The organism is Streptomyces sp. NPDC001070 (assembly GCF_053598835.1).
On the sequence record NZ_JBSFLB010000002.1, the window covers coordinates 295319 to 321887 of the forward strand.

General features: G+C 70.4%; 22 protein-coding genes. 19 read left to right on the top strand and 3 right to left on the bottom strand.

Features of this window, described 5'->3' with window-relative positions:
* The first annotated feature begins 24 nt into the window (after nucleotides 1-24).
* From ACWDAS_RS03605 to obgE, 10 genes are all read left to right on the top strand, one after another.
* A complete protein-coding gene (locus ACWDAS_RS03605; protein ID WP_450387070.1) occupies nucleotides 25-1137 on the top strand; it encodes a DegT/DnrJ/EryC1/StrS family aminotransferase in 1113 nt (370 codons plus the stop codon).
* A 41-nt stretch (nucleotides 1138-1178) separates the two neighbouring features.
* Nucleotides 1179-2153 carry a Gfo/Idh/MocA family protein gene (locus ACWDAS_RS03610; RefSeq protein WP_450387286.1) on the top strand — a complete coding sequence of 325 codons (975 nt, stop codon included), beginning with the start codon at nucleotides 1179-1181 and terminating at the stop codon, nucleotides 2151-2153.
* A 79-nt stretch (nucleotides 2154-2232) separates the two neighbouring features.
* On the top strand, nucleotides 2233-3681 hold the full coding sequence (locus ACWDAS_RS03615) for a glycosyltransferase family 4 protein (protein ID WP_450387072.1): 1449 nt from the start codon (nucleotides 2233-2235) through the stop codon (nucleotides 3679-3681).
* The gene (locus ACWDAS_RS03620; protein WP_450387073.1) at nucleotides 3681-5255 is read left to right on the top strand and encodes a glycosyltransferase family 2 protein; all 1575 of its coding nucleotides are present in this window, start codon (nucleotides 3681-3683) and stop codon (nucleotides 5253-5255) included. The genes ACWDAS_RS03615 and ACWDAS_RS03620 overlap by 1 nt, the downstream gene beginning before the upstream one ends.
* 8 nt (nucleotides 5256-5263) lie before the next feature.
* Nucleotides 5264-6547, top strand: coding sequence for a nucleotide sugar dehydrogenase (locus ACWDAS_RS03625; RefSeq protein WP_450387075.1), 1284 nt, complete (start codon nucleotides 5264-5266; stop codon nucleotides 6545-6547).
* A gap of 20 nt (nucleotides 6548-6567) precedes the next feature.
* Nucleotides 6568-7851: a hypothetical protein gene (locus ACWDAS_RS03630; RefSeq protein WP_450387077.1), complete on the top strand. Its 1284-nt coding sequence runs from the start codon at nucleotides 6568-6570 to the stop codon at nucleotides 7849-7851.
* A gap of 64 nt (nucleotides 7852-7915) precedes the next feature.
* Nucleotides 7916-8539, top strand: a complete 624-nt coding sequence (locus ACWDAS_RS03635) for an acyltransferase (RefSeq protein WP_450387079.1) — start codon at nucleotides 7916-7918, stop codon at nucleotides 8537-8539.
* Nucleotides 8540-8711: 172 nt separating this feature from the next.
* Nucleotides 8712-9032: a 50S ribosomal protein L21 gene (rplU, locus tag ACWDAS_RS03640; RefSeq protein ID WP_018556584.1), complete on the top strand. Its 321-nt coding sequence runs from the start codon at nucleotides 8712-8714 to the stop codon at nucleotides 9030-9032.
* Nucleotides 9033-9046: 14 nt separating this feature from the next.
* A complete protein-coding gene (rpmA, locus tag ACWDAS_RS03645; protein ID WP_319161286.1) occupies nucleotides 9047-9301 on the top strand; it encodes a 50S ribosomal protein L27 in 255 nt (84 codons plus the stop codon).
* Nucleotides 9302-9420: 119 nt separating this feature from the next.
* Nucleotides 9421-10860 (top strand): GTPase ObgE, encoded by a 1440-nt coding sequence (obgE, locus tag ACWDAS_RS03650; protein ID WP_450387081.1) that lies wholly within the window; start codon nucleotides 9421-9423, stop codon nucleotides 10858-10860.
* Nucleotides 10861-10953: 93 nt separating this feature from the next.
* Here obgE and ACWDAS_RS03655 read toward each other — a convergent pair whose 3' ends face one another.
* Nucleotides 10954-12993: a hypothetical protein gene (locus ACWDAS_RS03655; protein WP_450387083.1), complete on the bottom strand. Its 2040-nt coding sequence runs from the start codon at nucleotides 12991-12993 to the stop codon at nucleotides 10954-10956.
* Between the two features lie 330 nt (nucleotides 12994-13323).
* Between ACWDAS_RS03655 and ACWDAS_RS03660 the strand changes: the two genes are divergently transcribed.
* From ACWDAS_RS03660 to ACWDAS_RS03670, 3 genes are all read left to right on the top strand, one after another.
* Nucleotides 13324-14820 carry an SDR family NAD(P)-dependent oxidoreductase gene (locus tag ACWDAS_RS03660; RefSeq protein WP_450387084.1) on the top strand — a complete coding sequence of 499 codons (1497 nt, stop codon included), beginning with the start codon at nucleotides 13324-13326 and terminating at the stop codon, nucleotides 14818-14820.
* Nucleotides 14821-14960: 140 nt separating this feature from the next.
* Nucleotides 14961-17108, top strand: a complete 2148-nt coding sequence (locus ACWDAS_RS03665) for a hypothetical protein (protein ID WP_450387086.1) — start codon at nucleotides 14961-14963, stop codon at nucleotides 17106-17108.
* A 170-nt stretch (nucleotides 17109-17278) separates the two neighbouring features.
* Nucleotides 17279-18556 (top strand): glycosyltransferase family 2 protein, encoded by a 1278-nt coding sequence (locus ACWDAS_RS03670; protein WP_450387088.1) that lies wholly within the window; start codon nucleotides 17279-17281, stop codon nucleotides 18554-18556.
* 6 nt (nucleotides 18557-18562) lie between these two features.
* Here ACWDAS_RS03670 and ACWDAS_RS03675 read toward each other — a convergent pair whose 3' ends face one another.
* Nucleotides 18563-19969: a polysaccharide pyruvyl transferase family protein gene (locus tag ACWDAS_RS03675; RefSeq protein WP_450387090.1), complete on the bottom strand. Its 1407-nt coding sequence runs from the start codon at nucleotides 19967-19969 to the stop codon at nucleotides 18563-18565.
* 311 nt (nucleotides 19970-20280) lie between these two features.
* Here ACWDAS_RS03675 and proB point away from each other — a divergent pair, with 311 nt between their 5' ends.
* The 5 genes from proB (at nucleotide 20281) to ACWDAS_RS03700 (ending at nucleotide 25198) form a co-directional block, all read left to right on the top strand.
* A complete protein-coding gene (gene proB, locus ACWDAS_RS03680) occupies nucleotides 20281-21423 on the top strand; it encodes a glutamate 5-kinase (RefSeq protein ID WP_450387092.1) in 1143 nt (380 codons plus the stop codon).
* A gap of 126 nt (nucleotides 21424-21549) precedes the next feature.
* On the top strand, nucleotides 21550-21996 hold the full coding sequence (locus tag ACWDAS_RS03685) for a hypothetical protein (RefSeq protein WP_450387094.1): 447 nt from the start codon (nucleotides 21550-21552) through the stop codon (nucleotides 21994-21996).
* 101 nt (nucleotides 21997-22097) lie between these two features.
* On the top strand, nucleotides 22098-23429 hold the full coding sequence (locus ACWDAS_RS03690) for a glutamate-5-semialdehyde dehydrogenase (protein ID WP_450387096.1): 1332 nt from the start codon (nucleotides 22098-22100) through the stop codon (nucleotides 23427-23429).
* A gap of 66 nt (nucleotides 23430-23495) precedes the next feature.
* Complete coding sequence (locus ACWDAS_RS03695) at nucleotides 23496-23987, top strand: SCO2584 family spore wall biosynthesis protein (RefSeq protein WP_450387098.1); 492 nt, start codon at nucleotides 23496-23498, stop codon at nucleotides 23985-23987.
* A 65-nt stretch (nucleotides 23988-24052) separates the two neighbouring features.
* Entirely contained in the window at nucleotides 24053-25198 is a 1146-nt protein-coding gene (locus tag ACWDAS_RS03700) for an SCO2583 family membrane protein (RefSeq protein WP_450387100.1), read from the top strand.
* On the opposite strand, the gene ACWDAS_RS03705 is transcribed toward ACWDAS_RS03700, so the two are convergent.
* A complete protein-coding gene (locus tag ACWDAS_RS03705; RefSeq protein ID WP_450387102.1) occupies nucleotides 25119-26240 on the bottom strand; it encodes a M48 family metallopeptidase in 1122 nt (373 codons plus the stop codon). The genes ACWDAS_RS03700 and ACWDAS_RS03705 overlap by 80 nt on opposite strands.
* Before the next feature lie 144 nt (nucleotides 26241-26384).
* Between ACWDAS_RS03705 and ACWDAS_RS03710 the strand changes: the two genes are divergently transcribed.
* Entirely contained in the window at nucleotides 26385-26543 is a 159-nt protein-coding gene (locus ACWDAS_RS03710; RefSeq protein WP_450387103.1) for a hypothetical protein, read from the top strand.
* Nucleotides 26544-26569: the final 26 nt, after the last annotated feature.

The window sequence follows — 26569 nt, forward strand, 5'->3', positions numbered from 1 at the left end:
GTGCTGGAAGCGGGAGGAAACCCCATGCCAGGCGTTGACCAGGAATTCATTCCTGCTGCGCGGCCGGTCATCGGCGAGGAAGAGATCGATGCCGCGGTACGTGTGCTGCGCAGCGGCCGTGTCGTACAGGGCCCGGAGGTAGCCGCCTTCGAGGAGGAGTTCTCGGAGCTGGTGGCCGGCCGTCACTGCGTGGCGGTGAACTCCGGTACCTCCGCGTTGCAGCTCACCCTCCTCGCGCTGGGCATCGGCCCCGGCGACGAGGTCGTCGTGCCCTCCTTCTCCTTCGCGGCCTCGGCCAACGCGGTGCGACTCGTGGGCGCCGAGCCCGTCTTCGTCGACATCGAGGCAGACAGCTTCTGCATCGATCCGGCCGCCGTCGAGGCCGCCATCACACCCCGCACCGTGGCGATCATGCCGGTCCACCTGTACGGCCACCCGGCCGCGATGGACAAGCTGATGCCCATCGCCGAGCGGCACGGACTCGCGGTCGTCGAGGACGCCGCCCAGGCCCACGGCGCCGCGCTGAACGGACGGCCGGTCGGCTCCTTCGGCTCGGCGGGCTGCTTCAGCTTCTACCCGACCAAGAACATGCACGCCCTCGAGGGCGGCATGGTCACCACCGCCGACGCGCAGGTGGCGCGCACGCTGCGGCTGTTGCGCAACCAGGGCATGGAGCAGCGGTACGCCAACGAGATCGTCGGCGCCAACATGCGGATGACCGACGTCGCCGCCGCCATCGGTCGTGAGCAGCTGAAGAAGCTGCCCGCGTGGACCGAGAGGCGCATCGCCAACGCCGCGTTCCTGGACGCCGGACTGAACGGTGTGGGCGTGCCGCCCGTCGCGGAGAACGCGCGCCACGTCTACCACCAGTACACGATCCGTGTCAGCGGTGACCGGGACGCCGCGCACTCCGCCCTGGCCGAGGCCGGCGTGGGCAGCGGTGTCTACTACCCGACGCCGATCCACCGGTTGAAGCCCTACTGGGAGCCGGACCAGAAGATCAACCGCACCTGGGACCTGCCGGAGACCGAGCGCGCCGCCGCCGAGGTGCTGTCGCTGCCGGTCCACCCGAGCCTGTCGCAGAACGACCTGGAGCGTGTCGTGGCGGCCGTCAACGCACTGGGAGACGCACAGTGACCTCCACACCTCTGCGCGCGGGCCTGATCGGTCTGGGGGCCATGGGCCGCAACCACTGCCGGGTCCTGGCGGGCCTCGACGGAGTCGATCTCGTGGGCGTGGTCGACCCCAAGGGCGACCCCAAGGCGGCCCACGGCGCCCCGGTCCTCGACACGGTCGAGGAGCTCATCGCCCTCGGCGTCGACTACGCCGTGGTCGCCTGCCCGACCGCTTTGCACGAAGAGGTCGGCCTCATGCTCGCCGAGGCGGGTGTCGGCGCGCTCATCGAGAAGCCGCTGGCGCACACCGTCGAAGCGGCGCGGCTGCTGGTCGACGCCTTCGACTCACGCGGCCTGGTCGCCGGTGTCGGCCACATCGAGCGGTACAACCCGGCGCTGCAGAATCTGCGCGGCCGTCTCGAGGCGGGCGAGCTCGGCGATGTCTACCAGGTGGTCACGCGCCGCCAGGGGCCTTTCCCGCACCGCATCGCGGACGTCGGCGTGGTCAAGGACCTCGCGACCCACGACATCGACCTCACCTCCTGGGTGACCGGCCAGGAGTACGTGACCGTCGCCGCGCACACGGTGTCCAAGAGCGGCCGCCCGCACGAGGACATGGTCGCGGTCGTCGGGCAGCTGGCCGACTCCACCATGGTGAACCACCTGGTGAACTGGCTGAGCCCGCTCAAGGAGCGCACCACGGTCGTCACGGGCGAGCGGGGCTGTTTCGTGGCCGACACGCTCACCGCCGACCTGACCTTCTTCGCCAACGGTGTGCAGGACACCGAGTGGGAGGCGCTGCGCACCTTCCGTGGTGTGTCGGAGGGCGACATGGTCCGTTACGCCACACCCAAGCGGGAGCCGCTGCTCGTCGAGCACGAGCGCTTCCGCGACGCCGTCCTGGGCAAGCCCAGCGACATCGTGACGCTCCGTCAGGGGCTGCGTACAGTGCGGGTGTCGGCCGCAGTCATCGAGTCTGCGCAGAGCGGTCTCACGGTGACCATTCAGGAGAAGGGCGATACCAGCGATGGTGCGTGAGCGCGTGTTCGCTCGCAGGTCCGGAACGCGCGGCCGGATCGTCATGCTCGTGGACAACGGGGTTCATGGGGACTCTCGGGTGCAGAAGCAGGCGCGTTCGGCGGCCGCGGCCGGCTGGGACGTGATCCTGCTGGGCAAGTCCCCCGACAAACAGCGCCATGAGTGGCGGCTCGGTGACGCAGAGGTACTGCTGATACCCGTCCCCCAGCCTCTCAACAAGCGGCGCCATGAGTTCCGTCGTGCGCCGCTGCGCAGCCCGCTCGCTTATCCTCCGGGCAGGTTGGCCGACTACCGCAGGCAGAAGATGAAGGCGTGGCGGGTCGAGCTCAACCTCCGGGACGTGGCCGCCAAGGCCGAAGGCTCCACCTTCGGGCGCGTCCGGGTGCTGTTCCCGCGGATGCTGTCCAACATCATGAGCCGCTGGGTGGGCATGCGGTTCCGCCGCACCCGCCGGCTCGATGAGCGGCGCAAGAACATGGACTCCCGGCTGGACCGCTTCACCACGGCCTTCTGGGAGCGAACCATGGGCGACCGCGCGTGGCGTCGGCTGGACCCGGGGCTGTGGGACTACGAGCTGGCCTTCGGAAAGGTCATCGACGAGCTGCGGCCCGACCTGGTACACGCCAACGACTTCCGCATGCTCGGCACCGGAGCCCGCGCGGTGATGCGGGCACGGGCCAACGGTCGTCCGCTGAAGCTGGTTTGGGACGCCCACGAGTTCCTGCCCGGTATCAAGCCCTGGAACAGCCACCCGCGCTGGCACGTGGCGCAGTGTGCGCATGAGCGTGAGTACTCGGGCTACGCCGACGCCGTGGTGACCGTGTCGGAGACCCTCGCGGATCTGCTCGTGGAGCGCCACGGGCTGGCCGAGCGGCCGGCCGTCGTGCTGAACGCGCCCGGCGCCGATCTGCCGGAAGGGGCCGCCGACGAGGAGGTGCCGGACCTCCGCGCGCTCTGCGGTATCGGGCCCGACACCCCATTGGTCGTCTACAGCGGTGCGGCGGCCCCGCAGCGAGGCCTCGACATCATGGTCGAGGCTCTGCCCGGCCTCGAAGGCGTCCATGTCGCCTTCGTCGTGCTCAAGCCGACGTCCGGGTACCTCAAGGAGCTGCTCGCCCGGGCCGAGGAGCTCGGTGTGGCCGACCGCGTGCACGCGCTGCCCTACGTGCCGCATTACCAGGTGGTGCCGTTCCTGTCGGCGGCGGACGCGGGTGTGATCCCCATCCACCACTGGCCGAACCATGAGATCGCGTTGATCACGAAGTTCTTCGAGTACTCGCACGCGCGGCTGCCCCTCGTCGTCAGCGACGTCAAGACGATGTCCCAGGTGGCGCTGGAGACCGGCCAGGGCGAGGTGTTCAAGGCCGAGGACGTCGCCGACTACGCTCGCGCTGTCAAGGCCGTGCTGGCGGATCCGCAGCGCTACCGATCGGTCTACGACGATTCGGGCGTACTGGAGGAGTGGACCTGGGAAGCCCAGGCCCAGATTCTCGACCAGGTGTACAGCCGCCTCCTGGAGGCTCGCTGATGCCGACGCCCGATGTCAGCGTCATCGTCGCCGTCTACAACACCATGCCGTACTTGAGCGATTGCCTGACCTCCCTGGTGGAGCAGACGATCGGCCTGGACCGGCTGGAGGTCGTCGCCGTGAACGACGGCTCCACCGACGACAGCGGCAAGGAGCTGGACCGGTTCGCGAACCTGTACCCCGGCACGGTCAAGGTGATCCACCAGGCCAACTCCGGGGGCCCGGCCGCACCGAGCAACCGGGCGCTGGATGTCGCGACCGGGCGTTACGTCTACTTCATCGGATCCGACGACTACCTGGGCCACGAGGCGCTGGAGCGGATGGTCGCGGCGGCCGACGAGCACGGTTCCGATGTGGTGATCGGGAAGATGGAGGGGGTGGGCGGCCGGTACGTCCACCAGGCGCTGTACGAGACGACGCGGCACGACGTCACCTTCACCAACTCGGCGCTGCCGTGGACGATCGCCAACACCAAGCTGTTCCGGCGAGAGCTGGTCGAACGGTACAAGCTCCGCTTCCCGGAGGACCTCCCCGTCGGCAGCGACCAGCCGTTCACCATCGAGGCCTGCGTGCGGGCCGCCCGCATCTCGGTACTCGCGGACTACACCTATTACCACGCCGTCAAGCGTGGGGACGCCAGCAACATCACCTACCGCGCAGACCATGAGGCCCGGCTGCGCTGCACGGCCGAGATCATGCATTTCACGGCAGGGCTGATCCCCGTGGGCCCGGAGCGGGACGCGGTACTGAAGCGGCACTTCGGGTGGGAGCTGTCCAAGCTGCTCCTGGACGACTTCCCCGAGCTCGATCCCGCCGTGCAGAGGAACCTGGTGGCAGGCATCGGCCGGCTCGCCGACGCCTATCTCACCGACACGATCCGCAACGGGATGGGTGTCAAGAAGCGGGTGCGTATCGGCCTGGCGCAGCGGGGCAGGACCGACGAGCTCGTCGCGCTGATCCGTGACGAGGCGAAGCACGGGGCTCCCGCCTTCGTCCTGGAGGGCGAACGGGCCTTCGCCCGCTACCCGGGCTTCCGCGACGTCGACGCCGTCCTCCCGATGAGCTGGTACGAGCTGCTCGGCGAGGGTGTGCACGGGCGGCTGAAGGCGGGAACCAAGACCCTGTCCGCCTCCTGGCGGAAGAGCCCGGACGGTCCCGCGCTGGCCGTGACCGCGCGGACGAAGCTGCTCGGTCCCTTCGGGGCGGGGCCGGCCGCAGTCCGGTGCGAACTCAGCGGCCCCGAGTCCGTGCCGGTGTCCACGACCACAGGCACCTGGAAGAACGGCCTGGGTACCCGGGTCGACGTCGTGGTGCCGCTGCGACGGCTCCTGGCCGTGCGGCCGGGCCGGTCCGCGCGCTGGCGGCTCAACGTGGCCGCGGACCTGGCGGGCAAGCCGTACCGGGTGCCCTTCGGCGCCCACGCATCCGTGCTGCACAAGCGGGTATGGCACCGGATCCGCCCCTACCGCGTCTCCGTAACCACCGACGAGCAGGGCCGCCTGGTGCTTGCCGTCACCGCGATCAAGATCCTGCGGGGCATCTCACAGCGCCTGCGTCGACCGAGGAAGAAGTAGCCACGCCCATGAACATCTGTGTAGTCGCGCTCGGGAAGATCGGCCTGCCGCTCGCCGTGCAGTTCGCCGCCAAGGGCCACCGCGTCATCGGCGCGGACGTCAACGAGAAGGTCGTCGAGCTGGTCAACTCCGGTGTCGAGCCGTTCCCCGGCGAAGCGGACCTGGACACCAAGCTCAAGGCGGCCGTGGAGGCCGGTCTGCTGTCCGCGACGACCGACACCGCCGCGGCCGTCGCCGAGTCCGAGGCCGTCGTCGTGGTCGTCCCGCTGTTCGTGGACGCCGAGGGCGTGCCGGACTTCGGCTGGATGGACTCCGCGACCAAGGACATCGCCCGGGGCCTGCGTCCCGGCACTCTGGTGTCGTACGAGACCACCCTGCCCGTCGGCACCACCCGCAACCGCTGGGCGCCGATGCTGGAGGAGGGCTCCGGCCTGACGGCCGGGCGGGACTTCCACCTGGTCTTCAGCCCAGAGCGGGTGCTGACCGGCCGGGTCTTCGCCGACCTGCGCCGCTACCCGAAGCTCGTCGGCGGCATCGACGAGGCGTCGGCGAAGCACGGTGTGGAGTTCTACCAGGCGGTGCTCGACTTCGACGAGCGCGCGGACCTCAGTGAGCCCAACGGCGTGTGGGACCTGGGCTCCGCCGAGGCCTCCGAGCTGGCCAAGCTCGCCGAGACCACCTACCGCGACGTCAACATCGGCCTGGCCAACCAGTTCGCCCGGTTCGCCGACAAGGCCGGCATCGACGTCAAGAAGGTCATCGAGGCCTGCAACACCCAGCCGTACAGCCACATCCACCAGCCGGGCATCGCCGTCGGCGGCCACTGCATCCCGATCTACCCGCGGATGTACCTGTGGAACGACCCGGAGGCGACCGTCGTCCGCTCGGCCCGTGAGGCGAACGCCGCCATGCCGTCGTACGCCGTCGACCTGCTGGCCGCCGCCTACGGCGACCTCAAGGACGTCAACGTGCTCGTGCTGGGTGCCGCCTACCGCGGTGGCGTGAAGGAGACCGCGTTCTCCGGCGTGTTCCCGACCGTCGAGGCCCTCAAGGCGTACGGAGCCGTGCCGTATGTCTCGGACCCGATGTACACGGACGAGGAGCTGGCCGCCCACGGCCTGACCCCGCACCGCGGCGAGACCGTGACCGCCGCCGTCCTCCAGGCCGACCACGCCGAGTACCGCGAGCTCTCCGCCTCCGACCTGCCCGACGTCCGCGTCCTGGTCGACGGCCGCCGCACCACCGACCCGGCTCGCTGGGCGGGCGTGCGCCGCGTCGTCATCGGCGGCTGACCGCGAGGATCGGCCCGTCCATGCCCTCCCGTCTGCCGCGTCCCCTGCGCCGCCGTGGTGTCCTGCCGCTGCTGGTGTGCGTCGTCTACGCCGTGCTCCAGCTGGCGGCGGGGCCGCAGTGGACGCTCTTCCCGGACTCCTACCGCTACGCGAAGGCCGCCGAGACCGCTCTCGGCGTCCCCCGGGAGGAGGCGCACCACATCGCGCTGAAGGCCTTCTGCGCCGGCAAGGGCGACACCGCGGCGGAGGAGGCCCGGCTGCGCCCGGCCGGCGGTAGCGGTCGGGACGCAGGCGGGAAGGCCGAGCGTGACTGCCTGAAGCGATGGGCCGGCGCTGCGGACATCACCACCGACGACCCGCGCTATCAGGAGATCTTCGCCACCCGGCCCGGGTACCCGCTGCTCGCCGCCCCCTTCGTGGACGCCTTCGGCGTGCTGCGGGGCATGCGGCTGCTCGGCCTGCTCACGGCGGCGGCCTGCTCGCTGACCGTGTTCGGGATGCTGCGCGGAGCCCGGCTCTCGGTGCGTGCCGCGCTGGCCGGCCAGGTCGTGTTCCTGGCCGGCCCGCTGGGCTGGTGGTCGCTGCAGGCCCTGAGCGAGGGGCTGTTCACGCTGTGCGCGCTCGGTGTCCTGTGGGGCGCGCTGCTGCTGTTCCGGCGGCGGCTCGCGGCGGGAACGGCGGCCATGACCGTCGCGTTCGCGGCCGGGACCGTCACCCGGTACTCGTCCGTCCTCCTGCTGGCCGGGCTGCTCGCCCTGGCGGGTGCGGCGGCCCTCGTCCTCGGCAGGGGGCTGCGTCACCGGGGGACGGTGCTGCTCACCCTCGTGTCGGGGGCGGCCGCCGGCTCGCTGGCCGTCGCCCAGAAGGCGCTCGGTCTGCCGTCCGCGCAGATCACCCTGCAGGACACCTTCACCCGGCACTTCCGCTCGCCGGACGTGCCCGACCCCTGGCGGCGGCTGTTCGTCCTGGCGGTACGCTTCTGGCGGCACTGGCTGGCGGAGCAGGTGGCCATGCCCTATTTCCTGGTCCTGCTCGCCGTGGCGGGCTGGGCGTTGATCACCTACGGCGACGGGCTGGCCTGGCCGGCCTTCGCGGCGGCGGCCACGGGGGTCGCCCAGATCACCGCCCACCCCCTGGCACAGGAGGCCGACCGGCTCGGCGTCCTGATGTGGATGCCCGTCGTGCTGGGGCTGCCACTGATCGTCGAACGCCTCGGGACCGGAGGGCGGCCCTGGGACGGTGCGCCCGCCGGGTCGGCGGCGACGCGGGACGATCTCCTTGAGCCGCTGCCCGGCAGGGGCTGAATTCCATCGGCCCGGATCCGGGCCGCAGCGTCGCGGCACCGCCGCCATCGGGAAGGTCCGAAGAGTGAGCCACACCATCAAGCCCACCGCCCAGGTCGCGGAGACCGCCGAGCTGGGCGACGGCACCACCGTCTGGGAACTCGCCCAGATCCGCGAGAACGCCCGCCTCGGCGCGGGCTGTGTCATCGGCCGCGGCGCCTACGTCGGCACGGGGGTGCGGATCGGCGACAACGTCAAGCTGCAGAACTACGCCCTGGTCTACGAGCCGGCCGAGCTCGGCGACGGCGTCTTCATCGGTCCCGCGGTCGTGCTCACCAACGACCAGTACCCCCGTTCCGTCGACCCCGAGGGCAAGCTCAAGCGCGGAGGCGACTGGGAGGCGGTCGGCGTCAAGGTCGCCGAGGGCGCGTCGCTCGGTGCCCGCTCGGTGTGCGTCGCCCCCGTGCGGGTCGGCCGCTGGGCGCTTGTCGCGGCCGGAGCGGTGGTCACCAAGGACGTCCCCGATTTCGCCTTGGTCGCGGGGGTTCCCGCGCGCCGTATCGGCTGGGTCGGCCGGGCCGGTGTACGGCTGGCCGAGCGGGCGGGCGAGCCGGGCGTGTGGGAGTGCCCGCAGACCGGCGCGCTGTACCAGGAGGAGACGTCCGGCGAGGGCGGGACCGCGCTGGTTGAGATGCCGCAGCGGGCGTGACGCACTCCACCCGGTTTGACCCCCTCACACCGGGCCCGTAGTCTTGACCGTCGGCGTTTTAGCGCCCATTCCTGAGCACCTTCCTACCGGTTCAGGCCGGTAGAGGCCGTCCATGTACCACAGGGGCGGCTGGCGTCAGGAGTGACGATCCGAGCGAGAGAGTGAGTTCCGCGTGTACGCAATCGTGCGCAGCGGTGGCCGCCAGCACAAGGTGGCCGTCGGCGACATCGTCGAGGTTGACAAGATTTCCACCGGCAAGGTCGGCGACGCGGTCGAGCTCTCGACGCTGCTCGTCGTCGACGGCGACGCCGTCACCAGCGACCCGTGGGTGCTGGCCGGGATCAAGGTCCAGGCCGAGATCGTGGACCACCACAAGGGCCAGAAGATCGACATCCTGCGGTACAAGAACAAGACCGGCTACCGCCGTCGTCAGGGTCACCGTCAGCAGTACACGGCCCTGAAGATCACCGGCATCCCCGCCGCTGCGAAGTAAGGGACTGAAGAGAGATGGCACACAAGAAGGGCGCATCGTCCACCCGGAACGGTCGCGACTCCAATGCCCAGCGGCTCGGCGTCAAGCGCTTCGGCGGCCAGGTCGTGAACGCCGGTGAGATCATCATCCGCCAGCGCGGTACTCACTTCCACCCCGGCGCGGGCGTCGGCCGTGGCAAGGACGACACGCTGTTCGCCCTCGCCGCCGGTGCGGTCGAGTTCGGCACCAGCCGTGGTCGCAAGGTCGTGAACATCGTTCCCGTCGCCTGAGCGACCGGCGGCGATACGACTTCACCGAGGGCGGATCCTGTTTCCCGGGCCGGGAAGCAGGTCCGCCCTCGACGCGTTAACCCACAGACATTCCCGTACGCATCAGGAGGAACATCCGCATGACCACCTTCGTGGACCGCGTCGAGCTGCACGTCGCCGCGGGTAACGGGGGCCATGGCTGCGCCTCCGTGCACCGGGAGAAGTTCAAGCCGCTCGGCGGCCCGGACGGCGGCAACGGCGGCCGTGGCGGCGATGTGACCCTGGTCGTCGACCAGTCGGTCACCACGCTCATCGACTACCACCACCACCCGCACCGCAAGGCCACCAACGGCAAGCCCGGCGAGGGCGGCAACCGCTCCGGCAAGGACGGCACGGACCTGACCCTGCTCGTCCCGGACGGCACCGTCGTCCTGGACAAGAAGGGCAACGTCCTCGCCGACCTCGTCGGCCACGGCACCACCTTCGTCGCCGGCCAGGGCGGCCGCGGCGGCCTCGGCAACGCGGCGCTGGCCTCCGCCCGCCGCAAGGCGCCGGGCTTCGCGCTGCTGGGTGAGCCGGGCCAGGCCCGGGACGTGGTCCTGGAGCTCAAGACCGTCGCCGACGTGGCGCTGGTCGGTTACCCGAGCGCGGGCAAGTCCTCGCTCATCTCGGTGCTCTCGGCCGCCAAGCCGAAGATCGCGGACTACCCGTTCACCACGCTCGTCCCCAACCTGGGCGTCGTCACGGCCGGTTCGACCGTCTACACCATCGCCGACGTCCCCGGCCTCATCCCGGGCGCCAGCGAGGGCCGCGGTCTGGGCCTGGAGTTCCTGCGGCACGTCGAGCGCTGCAGCGTCCTGGTCCACGTCCTGGACACCGCCACCCTGGAGTCCGAGCGCGACCCGCTGACCGACCTCGACGTCATCGAGGCGGAGCTGCGGGCCTACGGCGGTCTCGAGGACCGTCCGCGGATCGTCGTCCTCAACAAGGTCGACATCCCCGACGGCCAGGAGCTCGCCGACATGGTCCGTCCCGACCTCGAAGCTCGCGGGTACCAGGTCTTCGAGGTGTCGGCGGTGGCCCACAAGGGCCTCAACGAGCTGTCCTACGCCCTCGCCGGCATCGTCGCCGAGGCACGCGCCGCCCAGCCGGTCCAGGAGGCCACGCGCATCGTCATCCGGCCCAAGGCCGTGGACGAAGCCGGCTTCACCGTCACCGCCGAGGACGGCTTCTACCGCGTCCGCGGCGAGAAGCCCGAGCGCTGGGTGCGCCAGACGGACTTCGCCAACGACGAGGCCGTCGGCTATCTCGCCGACCGGCTCGCCCGCCTCGGCGTCGAGGAGGAACTGGTCAAGGCGGGCGCCCGCGAGGGCGACGAGGTGGTCATCGGAGACGAGGACGACGCCGTCGTCTTCGACTGGGAGCCCTCTGTCGCGGCCGGTGCCGAGATGCTCGGCCGCCGCGGTGAGGACCACCGCTTCGACACTCCCCGGCCGGCGGCCCAGCGACGCAGAGACCGTGACGCCGAACGGGACGACCCGTCCAGCGAGTTCGAGGGCTTCGACCCGTTCGGGGGCTGAACGGGGGTCCGCGCCGGCCTTCTCCGGCCACCGCGGCAGCGGTGCGCAACCGATGCCGCGGTGGCGGACGGGAACCGCGCGCGACCGTCCGGCTCAGCGCCGCGACTGCGCTTCCGGCTCCGAAGTCCGTGGGACGCCGCCCCCCAGCGCCGCCCCGCGCGGTCCCACCACACGGGCCACGGCAGTGGGCTCCCGGACCTCCTGGCAGGCAGCGTGCCGCTCGTCGGCGGCTGCGGCCAGTGCCCGCGCCGCTGCCTTGAAGCGCTCAAGGGACGTGGGTTCCGCCGGCCCGAGTAGCCGTTCCTTGAGCGCTGCGCGGGCCGGGCCCAGGCTGTCCCGCTCCTGGTTGCGGACGCTGTCGAGCAGCCCCGGCACCTCGTGCGCGTCGGGTGAGAGGATCGTCGCCGCGGCCGCGGTGGGGAAGGCGGAGCGGAACGCGTTCTCGTCCAGTCCGCTGGTGTTCGCCACGGCGTGGGGCTTCTCGCTGGCCAGAAAGTCCGAGACGACGCTGGACACGTCGCTGATCAGCAGATCGGCCTCGTTGAAGCAGGAGTACAGCGACGGACGGGCGTCGGTGATGATCCGGTGCTCCCACGCCGGGGCGGCGGACCAGTAGGACTCCTCCCAAGCCGCGGTGGCGGCCTCGACCGCGGCGGCGCGGCCCGGGGCGGGGGCCCCCTGCAGCGCCATGCGCTCCACCTCGTCGGCGGCGGCCCGGAAGCGCGCCGTGGTGAGTCCGTCCAGCGCCGCCGTGTGGCGGGCGAGTGCGGTGCGCGGCGAGGCCGAGGCGTCCCACGCGGCGCACTGGGCCCGCTCGCGAGTGGCGTCGGCGATCATGGCCCGGATGCGGCGGTCTGCACGGCCGGCACGGGGATCGACCGAACCGGTCAGCGGATGCGGTTTGTAGAGCAGCCGTACGGCCCGGTCGCCGAGCAGGGCGCGGACGATGTTCTCCCCCGCCAGCACGATCGAGGTGTTGCCGGGCTGCCCGTCCCACCCCTCCCACGTGGGTGCGTACAGCACCGTGGTCCACGGCCCCTGCGGGGCGCCCTTGCCGGGCAGGATGGGGGCGAGCTGAGGACGTCCGACCTCCACGACGTCGCGGTCGTCGACGCCGATGTCGGCCAGGGCGTAACGCTCGCGTGCGGCGGGGCCCGCGACCCAGACCTCGTCGTACGCCTTGGCGTACGGATTGCAGCTGGAGAGCTTGTCACTCTCGCCGTGGTTGGTGAACGCGTGCTTGATGGTGGGGATGCGCAGGATCTGCGAAGTCTTCCCGGAGTTGGAGGGATGCAGCAGGACCTGGAGCGTGGAGTGCTCAAGTCGCATCAGGTCCGTGACCTTGGGGATGCAGAGCACGGGGATGTCCGTGGCCTCGAGGCGCTGCACCATGAGGCGTTCCCGGAGTACCACCACCGGCCGTCCGTCGAGCCGGGCAAGTGTCGAAAGCCACATGTTGACCTGGTAGGCCGACGCGGCGCCGCCGGAGAAGTAGATGCCCACCGTCGGCCGGTAGTCGGCCAGCCACCGGTCGAGCCATTCCAGGGCGCGGGCCCCGTCCACCGGGCGTCGGCCCGGCAGCAGCCACAGCGCCAGGTAGACGGTGCCGCCCACGGCCGCCAGTGCCGCCGAGGAGGCGCCGAGTGCCGCCCACAGTGCGTTTCCTGTGACTGCCGTGGCCAGCAGGCCGGCGGAGACGAACAACGAGAGCAGCAGCAGGCGGTGCCCGGGCCTGCGGGCCAGCAGCAGAGGCGGGGCCGTTGTCGGGTTGAGGGCGGCGGCGTCGATGTTGCGGGTCACCACGGGCAGCGTCCTGGCACGGCGCACGAGCAGGGCGACGGCGTGGCACGCGCTGTGGGCCGCGTACAGGGCCAGCAGGCCGACCAGCAGCGGCGCGTAGGCCCGGGTGCCGTGGACGCCGTCCACGCGCAGAAGGGTCGTCGTGGTGAGCAGGTCGCGCAGCAGCTGCCGGGCCGTGACGTCCAACCGGATACGTGTCAGCAGTCCCGTCAGCGTGGGGTGGCACAGGTGCAGGTGGAGATCGGCGAGCAGGCTTACCGCCGAGGCCGCGACGAGCAGCGGCACGTGCGACAGGACGGCCGCGGTCAGATGGGCTGCGAAAGCCGCTGCCATCACCACCAGTGGCACCGCGGCGGAACGCGGGTTCCCCGGTGGTGGCGGACCGGGACTTTGGTCACGTTTCAGCTGAATAAGAGGCACATAGCAACAACGAAGGCAATGCGGGGCAGTCACGCCGGCAAGTGAGCGGACGTCTTCTCAGATGAGACAATCTTGTGGATTCTGTCACAGTTCGGCTGCCGGGGTTCCCTCGGATTTCCCGTCGGGCGGAAGATGAACCTAGGGTTGCGGCAACATGCTGCGTGGGATGTGTCCGCCTTGCGTTCCGGTGAAGGTGGACGGGAGCATTGCCTGCGCCCTCTATTCCTTCAAGGTAGGTCGTCTGTGTCCGAGCACATAGCCAAGCCCCGTACCACGGCCGTCGTCCTGGCCGGCGGTACTGGCCAGCGCGTTGGCCTCTCGATCCCCAAGCAGCTCCTGAAGATCGCGGGCAAGGCGGTCGTCGAGCACACCCTCGCCGTCTTCGAGCAGGCCGACGGAATCGACGACGTCATCGTCCTCATGGCGCCGGGATATGTGCAGGACGTCGAAAAGATCGTGGCGAAGGCCGGCTTCTCGAAGGTGACGAGGGTCATGGAGGGCGGTGCGACGCGCAACGAGACGACCGAGCGTGCGATCGCCGCGATCGGTGCGGGGCTCGCCGACGGGGAGGACTGCAACGTCCTGTTCCACGACGCGGTACGTCCCCTGCTCTCACAGCGCGTCATCAACGACTGTGTCTCCGCCCTTGACCGTTACCAGGCCGTGGACGTCGCGATCCCCTCTGCGGACACCATCATCGTGACCCGGACGCACGGCGCGGACGGTGAGTTCATCACCGACGTCCCGGACCGTTCCCGGCTGCGCCGCGGGCAGACCCCGCAGGCGTTCAAGCTCTCCACGATCCGCCGCGCGTACCAGATCGCGTCCGGAGACCCCAACTTCCAGGCGACCGACGACTGTTCCGTCGTGCTGAAGTACCTGCCGGATGTGCCGGTGTACGTGGTGCCGGGTGACGAGTACAACATGAAGGTGACCCAGCCCGTCGACGTCTTCATCGCCGACAAGCTCTTCCAACTGGCCTCGCAGACGGCTCCGGAGCAGGCCGACGACGCCGCTTACCGCGCACGGCTCACCGGCAAGACCCTGGTCGTCTTCGGCGGTTCCTACGGCATAGGTGCCGACATCGCGGAGCTCGCCAAGCGCTTCGGCGCCAACGTCTACGCGTTGGGCCGTTCCACGACCGGTACCCACGTCGACAACCCCGAGCACGTCGACGACGCATTGTCCAAGGCCTACGCCGAGACCGGCCGCATCGACTACGTGGTCAACACCGCGGGCGTGCTGCGCATCGGCCGCCTCGCCGAGACCGACAACGCCACCATCGAGGAAGCCCTGCGCGTCAACTACCTCGCGCCGGTGCAGATCGCCCGTGCCGCGCACAAGTACCTCGCGGAGAGCGGCGGGCAGCTCATGCTCTACACCTCCAGCAGCTACACCCGCGGCCGTGCCGAGTACAGCCTGTACTCCTCGACGAAGGCCGCCATGGTCAACCTCACCCAGGCACTCGCGGACGAGTGGGCCGTCGACGGCATCCGTGTCAACTGCGTCAACCCGGAGCGCACGGCCACGCCCATGCGGACCAAGGCCTTCGGGCAGGAGCCCGAGGGCACCTTGCTGTCCTCGGAGTCCGTCGCGCGTTCCTCCCTCGACGTGCTGCTCTCGGACCTGACCGGCCACGTCATCGACGTCCGCCAGCAGGATCCGACCAGGGCCGCCGTCGGCGCGTCGAGCTTCGAGCAGGCACTGGCCGGGGTTTTGGCGCGGGAAGAAAACGCATAGTACAATTCCGCAATTGTGATTTCGGGTCCTCGGGAAGCGCGAAGGGGCATTTTCCGGGGACCTGATCCGTTGGCGACGCAGGTCGTGTTTGTCCATTCCAAGACCTTCGTCTTTCACCAGCGCTCAGGAGAAGGCCTTTCGTGATATCGACCGCCGTCCGCCTGGCCCGGGTGGGCAACCGCACCGAGCTGTCCGTATTGCTGATCATGCTGCTGAGCTATCCCGTCATGGTGGCGGGTGCTCTTTTTCCCCACCTGTGGCTGTTCGTCAGCGCGGCGGCGGTCAGCTATGCGTCCGACTGGCTGCTCCGTCGGCGTGGCGCATACGTGATGAGCAGACTCACCAAGGCCGGGGCCGGGCTGCCCGTCCGATTTCTGACGCGTGAGCTCATCGTCGTTCTCCTCCTGGCACGCACCGAGACGACGGACAGCAGAGTGTTCTACGTCGTCGTCCTGTGCTTCCTGGCTCTCTACGCGTTGCAGGTCCCCCATATCGCACTGGTCACCCTGATCGGCAACCGCCGCAGGCTGCCGTTCGAGGTACGGAACGTCGACCTGCCCGGGCTGCGCGTTCCGGCCGGTCCGCCGCGCTGGCTCAGTCATCACGCGGTGGAGAAGTTCCTGCACCTGGACCTCTTCGTGGTCGTCGGCCTGGTGGCCGCGTCCGTGGCGGATGAGCCGGTGTACGCCCTCGCCGGTGCCGCCGTGACGCTGTCGCTGGGGTTGCTGGGTGTGCTGCTGCTGGTCCCCTACCTGCGGCGCAGGCGCCTGGCGCCGGGCAGGGAGAAGGCGCTGGCCCACCTGGACCGCTGGCTGGGCGTCTACCGGCCCACCACGGTGCTCTACTTCTCCGGGTCCAAGGAGAGCGCCTACCAGGTCAACATGTGGCTGGACACCATGGCGCAGCTCGAGGGCCGTCCCCTGGTGCTCCTCCGTGAGCACTACATCCTTCCCAAGCTCGCCCCTACCACCGTGCCGGTGGTGAGCGTTCCCAGCGGCGTCCACCTCATGAACATGGACCTCTCGAACGCGCGGGTGGCGCTGTATCCGGCGAACGTCGGCAAGAACATCCACCTCCTGCGCGTACCGACCATGAAGCACGTCTTCATCGGGCACGGGGACAGTGACAAGGTCGCGAGCGTCAACCCCTTCAGCAAGGTCTACGACCAGGTGTGGACGGCCGGCAAGGCCGGCCGCGACCGCTACGCGCTGGCGGACGTCGGAGTCCGCGACGCGGACATCGTGGAGGTCGGCCGCCCTCAGCTGTCCGGCATCCTGCCGTGGACCGGGCCCCGGACAGACCGGATGCCCACGGTGCTCTACGCCCCCACCTGGGAGGGCTGGAGCGACGACCCCGGGAACACGTCCCTGATCCAGGCGGGCGAGAACATCGTGCGTGCTCTTCTCGCCTCCGAGACGCCGGTGCGCGTTCTCTACAAGCCGCACCCCTTCACCGGAACGCGGCAGCCCAAGGCCGGGCAGGCGCACAAACGCATCGTGGCGCTGCTGGAGAAGGCCAACACGGAGCGTGCCGCCGATCCCCGGTGGTCCGGACAGGACGACGGTCAGGCTTCCGCGCGGGCCGCGGCGCGCGCCGAGATGGCCCGCATCGAGGCACGACTGGCGCAGATCGAGAACTCGCTCCGTGAGTCGTCCGACGAGACGGACGCCGCCTATGACCAGGTTTCCGGCGGGAGCGGCGAGAGCGGTGTGACGGAGCTGCGGTCGCTGAGGGAGCAGTGGAGCGACGCGTACTGGCGTGCGCTGGTTCCCTGGGAGCACAAGGTGGTCACCGGTCCGCTGCCGCACCTGTACGACTGCTTCAACGCGGCGGACGCGATGGTCTCGGACATCTCCAGCGTCGTCTCGGACTTCATCGCGAGCGGCAAGCCGTACGCCATCACCGATTCCGCGGGGATCGGTGAGGCCGAATTCAAGCGGCTGAACACAGCGGCGCGCGCCGCGCTGATCCTGGACAACCGGGCAACGCGGCTCGGCGAGCTCGTGGCCGCAGTGAGTGAGGAGGGCCAGGACCCGCTGCTTGCCGCGCGGAGGGAGCTGAAGGAGTACCTGCTCGGCCCGGATGAACCCTCCTCGATCGTGCGCTTCGACGACGCCGTGCGCGCGCTGGCCATCGAGTCGGCGGCCCGTGAGGCCCGCCAGCCGGAACGGCACGCCGCCGAAGGGGCGGACGACGAACTGGCGATGGTGGTCCCCAGCCAGCGCGAGGGCGGCGAGCGCCTCGGACCTGTCGATGGCGACACCCTCGACGACGCGAACATCGGCTGAGGCCGCACCCTTTCCGGCTCTCAGGTTCGGGGCCCTGCCGGCGGGACGGCTCCCGTCGGCAGGGCCCCGTCGTGTGACGTCGATCACTGCTGGTGCCGAGCGGCTCCGCGCAACCATTTCGACCCCGGGCTCATCTCATACATCGGCAAGGCCGAAGCGAACGGAGATCGATGAATACACCGAGCATCAGCGTGGTCATCGGCGTGTATGACGCGATGCCCTACCTCGTGCGGTGCCTCGAGTCCATCGAGGAGCAGACCCTGGGTGCGGAACACATCGAGATCATCGCAGTGAACGACGGCTCCACCGATGGCAGTGGTGCGTACCTGGACCAGTTCGCGGCCCGGAGCATCATTTCGACGCGTGTTGTCCACCAGCCCAACTCGGGTGGGCCCAGCGGTCCGCGCAACACCGGACTCGCCCTGGCGCGCGGCCGCTTCGTCTTCTTCCTCGACGCCGACGACCACCTCGGCAAAGAGGCCTTCGAGCGCATGCTCGCCATGGCCGAGCGCAACGGCACCGATGTGGTGCTGGGCCGGGTGGAGGGGGTGAACCGCAGTGCCCCCAAGTCCATGTGGGGACAGAACCATGAGCGCACCGATGTCTTCTCCTCCCCGATCCGCTTCACCCTCAGTGCCCAGAAGCTCTTCCGCAGGGAACTGCTCGTCCGGTACGACATGCGCTTCCGCGAGGACCTCAAGACCGGTGAGGACGCGCACTTCACGATGGACGCGTATCTGCGGGGGAACGGCGTCTCCGTGGTCGCCGACTACACGTGCTACTACCTGGTCGGGCGCGAGGACGGCAAGCACGTCACCAAGAGCGGGAGTTACGTCCTGCGCTTCGACTCCGCGCGGGCGTTGATGGAGCTGATCGCCGAGCGCGTACCCCCGGGTGACAAGCGGGACCTGCTGATGACCCGGCCCTTCACGGTCACGCTGCTCCCGCAGTTCGGGCCGCGCTTCCTCGCGGTGAGCGAGGAGGAGCAGCGGCACAAGGTGGAACTCGGCCGGCCACTGGTGCGGGAGTACTTCACCGAAGGCGTGGCACGGCGGCTGCGCGTGCACGAGCGGCTCCGGCTCCACTGCCTGGGCCAGGGGCGGATCGATCTGCTGGCTGATGCCGTCGAGTTCGTGCGGTCCAAGGCGGAGGCGCCGGTGCACCTGGACGTCGGCGGGACCACGGCGTATCTGGCACTGCCGCATTTCCGGGACGAGGCCGCGGGCATCCCCGACCGTGTGTATGAGATGACCCGGGACGCGATTCCCGACGACGTCGCGGCCCGCATCAAGTCCGCGCGGCGGGTCAAGGCGGTGGCCCCGGCCTCGGCCCGGCGGCCGACCAGGGCGGGGAGGCTCCTGCGCCGGGTGCTCGGCAGGGCACTGGCCGCCAGGGTGGCGCGCCTGGCGGCCCGAACCGGGCTGCGGCGGGTTCGGGCCGGCGGGTAGGGCGGCTCAGTCGCGGCTGTTGAAGATCCTCTTGATGTTCACGGCCCGCTTCGCACGGCGCAGGGTGCTCCGGTCGGGACCGGCGAGGAACCTGAGCCGCTTCTCCAGGACCGCGAGACGGGCCTCGAGTTCAGCGGTCTTGGCGAGTGATTCCGACAGGCGCTTCGCGGTCGCGGCCTGGTTGAGTCTGGCCTGGTCGGCCTGGTCCTTGAGCCAGCCGATCCGGTAGCCCATGCGGTCGTGGTCCTCGTCCTGCCAGGCTTCCATCGCGGGCGGGAACGCGAGTTCGCCGATGCGCGCATCGAATGAGGCGCCGCGGTCGCCGTGGGTGTACGCGTTCTGGAGACCGTTCTTGTCGAGGAATGCGGTGAACCGGTCGAACCGCTCCCGGTGCCCGTTCAGGAGTTCGGAGAAGTCGGCCTTCTCGTAGAGCTCCGCGGGATGGGTGTCCGGGGCGACGTCCGTGGCGAGCATGTGCGGAATGCCGAAGTAGCGGCACAGTTCCAGCGTGCGGGAGTCGTGGCAGAGCACCATGGCCGGAGTGCCGGCGAGAAGGGCCGCGATGTTTCCGTGTATGCGGCCGCCGAAGGAGAAGTCGTAGGCGCGCAGATCGTCGATCCAGGGCACCGGGTCGAGATAGATGCGGACCTTGTTCTCGCGGAACCACGCGTGGGTACGGTGTGCCGGGTACGGACGGTGCACTCCGGCGGCCTCGGACACGTCGCCCCAGTAGAGGAGCTCCGCGTCCGTGAGGTTCTGTGCTATGTACGTCAGATTCGGGTAGGTCCGGAACGCGGTGTCCATCAGGGCGCCCGTGTGCCCGACACGAAGGGCGCTGTGCGACCCGTTGATGGCGATGCGCGACTCCGGTCCGATGGCGGCGGCCTTCCGTTCGACCGTGAAGCGGTCGCCGTCGAGGAACATCGAAGGGCAACCGATGACCTCTACGTCGCGAAATCCGAGCCCTTTGAGATATGACTCGGTGCACTCGCCGCGTACGCCGATCGTCGCCGAGCGGTCGAGCACGGCCGACACGAACCGCTTCACCTGAGGCTGTATCCCGTCCAGCCTTGCGGTGTTGTATTTCACATCCGCCTGGGCCCCGACGCCCAGCACGACCACCGGGATCTTGAGTTGCTCTATGAGTTTGCTGAGCTTGTTGAGCCCGCCCGCGAAGGACGGTCGGAATGCGTTGGCCAGGGGCACCACGAACGCGTCGAACTGCTCGTTGATGCGACCGGCTTCGGCGGGATCGAACCTGAACTGGTTGGTTATCTCGACATCCGGGGTCTGCAGGAGTTTGTGTGCGGCGTTACTGAAGATGAGGTTGCCGGAATTCGTTCCGATAACGTCTTTGTGGATGGCCCGCTCGTGCGGGACAACATCGAACGGGCTCTTGCCGGAACGCAGCAAGACTCTCTTCATGGTCGCCAGCTTTCCCTGCGGAATTCGAAGTGCCCTGGGGCACCGGACGTCGCGTGCGGTAGACATGGATGTCCGCGACAGCGTAACCCGAGAGTAAGTCGGCGCAAGGACAGCCCGACGGCGCCGTACGGTGGCCCGCCGTTCACGTTGCGTGCAAAGCGACGCAGGTTCGGGAAGCCGGCACCCGGTCGCGCCCGGAATCGTCCGGCCGTCGGAACTCGGAGGCGCCGGCATCGGCCGCTCGCGTAGATTGCGGTGCGAGGACCGATGCACGAGCGGTGCGAGACGTGAGGGAGCACGTGGCGAGCGTGAGACAGGACGTGGTGGACGCCCGACGGGTCGTGGTCAAGGTCGGATCGTCATCGCTGACGACGGCGGCCGGTGGCCTGGACGCGGACCGGGTGGACGCCCTGGTGGACGTCCTGACCAAGGCCCGCGGGACCCGGGAGGACGGCGCGGGCGCCAAGGAGATCGTCCTGGTCTCCTCCGGAGCCATCGCCGCCGGCCTCGCGCCGCTGGGGCTGACCCGGCGGCCCCGGGACCTGGCCCGGCAGCAGGCCGCCGCCAGCGTCGGCCAGGGCCTGCTCGTCGCCCGCTACACGGCCTCCTTCGCCAGGTACGGCGTGCGGGTCGGTCAAGTGCTGCTCACCTCCGACGACATGAGCCGCCGGGCGCACTACCGCAACGCGTACCGCACCCTGGACAAGCTGCTCGCCATGGGAGCCATGCCGATCGTCAACGAGAACGACACGGTGGCCACCGACGAGATCCGCTTCGGTGACAACGACCGGCTGGCCGCCCTGGTCGCCCACCTGGTCCGCGCCGACCTGCTCGTCCTGCTCTCCGACGTCGACGGCCTCTATGACGGCGACCCCGGCATCCCGGGCACCTCCCGCATCGACGAGGTCCGCGGGCAGGAAGACCTGGAGGGCGTGTCCATCGGCAGCACGGGCAGGGCGGGCGTCGGCACCGGCGGCATGGTCACCAAGGTCGAGGCCGCCCGGATCGCCGCGGGCGCCGGCATCCCGGTCGTGCTCACCTCCGCCTCGCAGGCCGCGGACGCGCTCGCCGGGCGGCGCACGGGCACCCTCTTCCACGCCACGGGCAAGCGCTCCGCCGACCGGCTGCTGTGGCTGGCCCACGCCTCCACCCCGCTCGGCGCGCTCATCCTCGACGACGGCGCCGTCCAGGCGGTCGTCAAGCGCCGCACCTCACTGCTGCCGGCCGGCATCGCGGGGGTCGAGGGCCACTTCACGGCCGGCGACCCGGTCGAACTGCGCGACACCTCCGGCCACGCGGTCGCGCGCGGCCTGGTGAACTTCGACGCCAAGGAACTGCCGCGGCTGCTCGGACGCTCCACCCGCGAACTGGCGCGGGAACTGGGCCCCGCCTACGAGCGCGAGGTCGTGCACCGGGACGACCTCGTACTGCTGCACCACTGACGGCCACCTCCTTCGTGGTTACTTCGTGAAAACCGCCCCGCGGCCTCTCCCGGGCTGCTGGACTTTGAGGGCGGAGCACGAGATCCGGCCAGGGACGAGACGACAGGGACGACAGGGAGGCCGCCGGTGAGACGAGGGCGCCCAGGGGCATCGTCGTCCCGAGGGACGGCGGAGCGGACACTGGTGAGCGTGGCCACCGACGACACCGTCCCGCAGACGCGGGAGCGCCCGGTGTCCCGGCTCTGGCACGTGACGCTCAGCGTCTCCGGGCCCGAGGCCCCGCTCGCCGAGGTGCGGCGCGCGCTGGAGCAGCTCGCGCACGACCACCCCTTCCTGCTGACCAGCCGGTACGCGGCCGACCACGCCGAGATCCGGTACTGGGAGGAGGCCCGGGACCTGCACGACGCCGCCGCCATCGCGCTGCGGCTGTGGGGTGAGCACCGCTCCTCCGCCAAGCTGCCGCCCTGGGAGACGGTCGGCCTGGAGGTCATCGACCGCGACACCTACCACCAGCGCCTCGCGGAGGGTTACGGACCGCCCCCGGCGGCACCGGTCGGCGTGCACCCGTACTGAGCGGGACCGCGCTCCGCGCGGGTCCCGGCCGGGTTCCGCCCCGGTCTCAGGGGCTGGAAAGCCGTCCCGCCGGCCGGTGCCCACGCCGTACCCTGGCGGCTATGAGCAGCCGCAGCCGCAGCCACAGCAACGACGACCTCGCCGCCTCCCTGCCCTCGCCGTGGCCGCAGAGTCCGGTCCTGCAGGCCGCCTACCGGGCCCGTGCGGCCGCGGAGGACCTCGCGCCGCTGCCGCGCTCGGTGAAGGACGACGCGCTGCTGGCGATCGCCGACGCGCTGGTCGTCCGCACCCGGGAGGTCGTCGAGGCCAACGCCGAGGATGTCGCCCGCGCCCGTGAGGCGGGGACGGGCGAGGCGATCGTCGACCGGCTGACGCTGACCCCGGAGCGGATCCGGGCCATCGCCTCCGACGTGCGCGACGTGGCCGGCCTGCCCGACCCGGTCGGCGAGGTGGTGCGCGGCTCCACCCTGCCCAACGGGCTGGACCTGCGTCAGGTCCGCGTACCGCTCGGCGTGGTGGGGATCATCTACGAGGCCCGGCCCAACGTGACCGTGGACGCGGCCGCGTTGTGCCTGAAGTCCGGCAACGCCGTGCTGCTGCGCGGCTCTTCCTCCGCGTACCACTCCAACTCGGCGCTGGTGGCGGTGCTGCGGGACGCCGTGGGCGGTGCCGGGCTGCCCGCCGACGCGATCCAGCTGGTCCCGGGGGAGAGCCGGGAGTCGGTGCGCGAGCTGATGCGCGCCCGCGGCATGGTCGACGTGCTCATCCCGCGCGGCGGCGCCTCCCTCATCAAGACCGTGGTCGAGGAGTCCATCGTCCCGGTGATCGAGACCGGCACCGGCAACTGCCATGTGTACGTGGACGCCCACGCCGACCTCGACATGGCCGTCTCGGTCCTGGTCAACTCCAAGGCGCAGCGGCCGAGCGTGTGCAACGCGGCCGAGACGCTGCTGGTGCACCAGGACATCGCCGCCGACTTCCTGCCGCGCGCCCTGGACGCGCTGGCCGAGGCCGGGGTCACCGTGCACGCCGACGAGCGGGTGCGGGAGCTGGCCGGGAAGTGCGGTACGAAGGCGACCGTCGTCCCGGCCACCACCGAGGACTGGGAGACCGAGTACCTGAGCTACGACATCGCCGCGGCCGTGGTGGACTCGCTCGACGCCGCCGTGCGGCACATCCGGCTCTGGTCCTCCGGGCACACCGAGGCCATCGTCACCACCTCACAGCCGGCCGCCCGGCGATTCACCCGATTGGTGGATTCCGCGGCGGTCGCCGTCAACGCCTCCACCCGGTTCACCGACGGCGGGCAGTTCGGCTTCGGAGCGGAGATCGGGATCTCCACCCAGAAGCTGCACGCGCGTGGCCCCATGGGCCTGCCGGAGCTGACCTCGACCAAGTACGTCTTCACCGGGGACGGCCACATCCGCGGCTGACCGCGCTCGCGGACGGAGTTTCCGAGCGGCCTGCCCAATCCGCGTCATCGGCCCTATTCTGGACGGGTGCCGGACGAACTGGGGGGCAAGCCGTTCCCGGACGGCGAGGACCACGGTGGCGCGGATGACGAATTCGCGTCCGTGGTGTTCGACGAGGCCTTCATACGGGCGGCCGCCTTCCACGAACCCAGTGCCCATGAGCGCATGCTCGCCTCCGCGACGGCGCAGGCCGAGGCGGAGGCCTCGCGCGCCCGCGTCCTCGGCGGGGAGGACGGCACGGGTCCGTACGACGAGGAGGACGCCGCCGGGCGCTCCACGGAGGACGAGGAGTACGAGGACCTCTACGCCCAGCGCCGGCCCTACCGCGGGCACGACCGCTGGCACCGGACGGTGGCCTGGGTGCTCGCCGTGGTGATGGGGATCGGCGTCGTCGCACTGACGTTCGCGGCGGTCTACCGGGGTGCCGGCGGCGCCCGCCAGCCCGCCGTGCCGCCCGCCCCGACGGGCCGGATCGGCGCCCCGTCCCTGCCCCCTGTGGCGGTCAGCCACACCCCCTGAGCCCGCCCGCAACTTGACTCGTACCAGCACGTTTTAAAGGGCCCTGACAGACCTACGCTTGTTGTATGACCGGGCCTGGTGACCCACCGGAGGGGAACCCCGAGGGCTCCCCGGGAGGTGGTGAGGACGAGTACCGATCCGTCGTCTTCGACGAATCGTTCGTTCGTGCTGCCCGGATACAGGAGTTCTCCGCGCGGGAACGGCTGGACGGCTCGGCCCGCTCCGTCCGCACCCGGCGCTTCTGGGCCCGGGGAGGGGCCCCGCGGCAGGCCCTGGTCCTCGTGCTGCTGATCGCCGTGGCCTTCGGCACCGCCGTCTACCTGGGCATACGCAATCCGTACGACCCGCCCGCCCCGCCCGTGGCGGAGCCGCTGCGGATCAGCCTTCTCCCGCTCACCCCCACGGCCGCGGTGCCCGCAGTGGACCGCGCGGATCCCTTCGCCGGGCAGCGCGCCGCGGGCTACCGGACCGGCGGCGACGGCTACACGCTGCCGCCGGCGCACCGCACCGCCCATTTCAGCGAGAGCCAGGTCATGCAGGCCCTGGTCTTCGCCAAGGACTACCTGGTCGCCTCCTCCGCCGACCCCGGCGCCCTGACCGGCGGCGACATCCGCACGGTGCGCACGATGCTGGATCCCGGGCAGCTCGACCAGTTCGACCGCAGCCTCGAGCGGCCCGCCGACGACGGAAGCCACGCGGCGACCGGCTGGCTGGTGCGCTTCGATCCCACCCGGGTCGCCCTCGCCGACGACGAGGTCCGGGTACGCGGCACCATGACCGTGGCCGAGGCGGGGGAGGAGGCCCTTGAGGTCGTCGCCGACCACACCCTGGTCTACGCCGTGCAGGCCGCCACCGGGGGCAGCGGCCAGGCCTCCCTGTTCACCGTCCGGCGCGAGCTGCGACTGCGCTTCGACCGCGAGGACCTGCGCGACCAGCACGTGGAGCTGCTGCAGGCCTCCGTCGAGGCCGGGCCGCTGTCCTGCGTGAGCGCCCCGGTGGCGCACTTCCTGCCGCTGCTGGCCGGACAGCGGCCGCCGGTGCAGCCCGGAGTCGACCCCTACGACCACCGCCACCAGATCAACTCGGTGTGCGGGGTGCTCGCGCCGGCGCCGGTGGTGGCCGGGCCCGGGCTCAGTCCTCGGGCGGGGAGTCCGGCGAGTCCTTCGGCGGGCGCTGCGGCGAGCCGGAGCCCGAGCCCGGGGTCCCGGTGAAGCGGTCGCGCAGCCGGCCGCCTATGTCGCCGGCCCCCGACCCGATGTCGGAGAGCAGCTTCATGAGCGGGTCCTTGCTCGTCTTCACCGTGTCGGCGTAGTGGCTCGCGGATTCCTTGAAGGAGTCGTAGACGGAGGTGTCCTGGTCCTCGCTGCGCCGCGGGTAGTGGCCGTCCATGATCCGCTGGTGGTCGCGGCTCGCGGCCCACTTCTTCAGCTCCGCCGCCCGCACCGTGGTGAAGGGGTGGCTGCGCGGGAGCACGTTGAGGATCTTCAGCACGGAGTCGCGCAGGTCGCCGGACTCCTCGTACTCCTCGGCCTGCTTCAGGAACGCGTCCACGTTCATCTCGTGCAGGTGGTTGCCGCCGGCGATCTTCATCAGGCCGCGCATCGAGGCCTGCAGGTCCTGGCCGACCAGGAGCCCCGCGCGGTCGGCGGAGAGCTCGGACTTGCGGAACCACTCGCGCAGTGCGGTGACGATCGCCATGATCGCGAGGTTGCCGAGCGGTATCCACGCGACCCGCAGGGCCAGGCTGGTCAGGAAGAGCAGGATCGTGCGGTACACGGCGTGGCCGGACAGGGCGTGGCCCACCTCGTGACCGACGACGGCCTGCATCTCCTCCTCGTCCAGCAGCTCCACCAGTCCGGTGGTGACGACGATGACGGGCTCGTCCAGGCCGATGCACATCGCGTTCGGCCGCGGGTCCTGGGTGACGTACATCGCCGGGATCTTCGGCAGGTCGAGGATGTAGCAGGCGTCCCGCAGCATGTTGTGGAGGTGGGCGAACTGCTGGTCGCTGACCCGCACGGAGTCCGAGAGGAACAGCAGCCGCAGCGAGCGTTCCGGCAGCAGGCCGCTGAGCGCCTTGAACACCGTGTCGAAGCCGCTCAGCTTGCGCAGCGCCACCAGCGCGGAGCGGTCGGCCGGGTGTTCGTACGCGCGCGAGGAGATGCCCTCGAAGCGCCGCCGGTTGCGTCCGGGCAGCCGCTTCCCGCCGTCCCCGCCGCCGTTCACACCGCTCGAATCGTTCGGACCGGACATATGTCCCTGCCCCCCCTGCTCGCCCGTTGATACCTAGTAAGGACGCGCGGAGCCACCGCGAAGTTCCACCGGGCCCGCCCGTACGATGTCCCCCGAGTCTTCCCGCCCACCGAGAGTCCTCGAAGCCACCAAGGGATCAGCCGAATGACCTCCTACGCGACCACCGCCCTCCTGACCACGCTCGCCGAGGGTGAGGGCGGCGGCAACCACGAGAGCCTCAGCCCTTACCTCACGGGCGGCGGCGCGCTGTTCGCGCTGCTGTTCCTGCTCTTCATCACCACCCGCTTCAACCGCGACCGCTGAGGTCGAACACGTGATGCGGGTAGGGT